Source organism: Streptomyces ossamyceticus (assembly GCF_001418475.1).
Classification (GTDB): Bacteria; Actinomycetota; Actinomycetes; order Streptomycetales; family Streptomycetaceae; genus Streptomyces; species Streptomyces ossamyceticus.
Map to the genome: position 1 here is coordinate 1 of NZ_LIQX01000864.1, position 1,927 is coordinate 1,927.

Annotated in this window: 3 protein-coding genes; 1 reads left to right on the plus strand and 2 read right to left on the minus strand. The window is 68.6% G+C overall.

The window, feature by feature from the left end; genetic code table 11:
- Window positions 1-118: 118 nt before the first annotated feature.
- Window positions 119-244, minus strand: a complete 126-nt coding sequence (locus AOK15_RS48160; protein ID WP_338059957.1) for a DUF397 domain-containing protein — start codon at window positions 242-244, stop codon at window positions 119-121.
- Window positions 201-1,115, minus strand: coding sequence for a helix-turn-helix domain-containing protein (locus AOK15_RS39845; protein ID WP_055523975.1), 915 nt, complete (start codon window positions 1,113-1,115; stop codon window positions 201-203). The genes AOK15_RS48160 and AOK15_RS39845 overlap by 44 nt, the downstream gene beginning before the upstream one ends.
- Before the next feature lie 176 nt (window positions 1,116-1,291).
- Here AOK15_RS39845 and AOK15_RS39850 point away from each other — a divergent pair, with 176 nt between their 5' ends.
- Entirely contained in the window at window positions 1,292-1,816 is a 525-nt protein-coding gene (locus AOK15_RS39850; protein WP_055523978.1) for an ATP-binding protein, read from the plus strand.
- Window positions 1,817-1,927 lie beyond the last annotated feature (111 nt).

A 1,927-nucleotide genomic window follows, 5' to 3' on the forward strand; every position in this document is an offset into this window, starting at 1 on the left:
GTTCTTTCCCCCGGTTCTTTGGGGAGGTCAGTGGCCCGCCGGACCCTCGCGGACAAGGGCCCGGTGAGCCCGGCAGACGGACGGCGGCCAGGGCCCGGCTGCCCCAGGGGCGGTCGTGCTACCCGGCCTTCAACTCGCCTATGAAAGCGGCCCAGGAGACGGCGTCGAAGTACAGCGCTGGACCGTGCAGGACCTTACTGTCACGGACCGGGACGACGGCCGGGAAGCCGTCGGCCACCTCCACGCAGTCGCCTCCCTCCTGATTGCTGTAGCTGCTCTTGCGCCACACGGCGTCGTTCAGATCGGGACGGGACCTTCGCTCCACGGTGGTTGTCCTCCATCACGGATCGGATCATGTCGAGCGACATGAGCGGGGGCAGAGCTGCCGCCCGCAGCCGATCGTAAGTCAGCGCGAAACCCGTGACCTCGTCCTGATCCTCAATGAGTTGGCCGTAGTGCGCGCCCTCCGTGTAGGCGATCTCCGAGCCGTCCGGCATGGTGAGCACTGTGAGCGAGCCACCCAAGGCATCGTGCTCACCCTGGTCGAACGGCAGTACCTGCACGGTGATGTGAGGTTCCGCCGTGGCCCCGAGCAACCGCGCCAACTGCTCATCCATCACCGCCCGGCCACCGACCGGACGCCTGAGCACCGCCTCGTCGAGGACCACCCACAGTCCGGGACGATCAGGCGTACCGAGGCGCTCCTGTCGTCCCATACGAAGGGCGACCCGCTCCTCCAACTGCTCATTGCTGCCGAGCGTTCGGCCGACTCGCAGCACCGCCCGCGCGTAGTCCTCCGTCTGCAACAGACCCGGCACCACATGTGCCGCGTACTGCCGAATGACCACCGCCCGCTCCGAGTACTCCATGAACTTCCGCGACCAGTCCGGAAACGCCTCCCGGTACACGTAAGGCCACAGGTCCACCAACAGGTCGTCCGCGCCAAGGACCGCGTCCAGCGCACGTGCCAGCTCCAGCGTCGGCTTCGCTCCGGACGCCCGCTCGATCTGGGTGATCCGCGTGCTCACCACGTGCGTCCGGTCACCGAGCTCGGCCTGCGTCAGTCCGGCCGCCGTACGGAGCCTGCGCACCCGCGCGCCGAACAGCGCCGCCATCGACGCGCTGGGATCAATTCCGTTGGCCAAAGCGTCACTTCCGTTCCTTACGGACTGAAAAGTAAGGCTGCGTCACCTTTCGAGCGTAGGGCGATCGGACGACCCTTGGACACGGAACGTGACTATTCACGCACTCCATGAGATGTCTCAGCTCGACAGACAAGGACGGACCAGCCGTGCTGACAGCAACGACCACGCCGGGAGACGAGCCACGGCGGAGCACCGCGACCCTCACGCCGGAGACAGTCGCGCTCGCCGCCAAGGCGAAGTCAGGCGAACTCCCCGCCATCGCAGAGCGGTTCGTCGCCTCCCCGCGAGGGGCGCAGCTCGCCCGGCGTCTCGCCGTCAGGCACATGGCGGAGTGGGGCTACCCGGCGGCGTCCGACGTGTCGTGCACCGTCGCTCTCGTCGTCGGCGAACTCGCCGCGAACGCCGTACGGCACGGCCGGGTTCCCGGACGGGACTTCGGTCTCCGACTCGCCCTCGACCTGACCGCAGGGGTGGTGCGTATCGAGGTCGCCGACGCCGCCTCCGCGAAGCGACCGCCCGCCGCCCCGCCCTTGCCGCACCCCGACGGCGAGTCCGGCCGAGGACTACTGCTGGTGGACGTCCTGGCCATGCGCTGGGGGTCGGATCCTCGTCACCCCGTGGGTAAGACGGTGTGGGCGGAGGTCTCCCTCGAGGCGTCAACTACCCCCTAAGCGAAGGGCGGGCAGGTCCCGGTCCTAGCGGCCGGCCGTAGGCGTGACCGTCGGGTGCCACTCGCGGCGGAGGAGGCCGAAGACCCAGGAGTCGGAGACGTCGCCGTTGAC

Bases quoted from the DNA above. Each gene is read 5' to 3' on its own strand.
- AOK15_RS39845 (WP_055523975.1), bottom strand. From the start codon at position 1,115: ATGGCGGCGCTGTTCGGCGCGCGGGTGCGCAGGCTCCGTACGGCGGCC.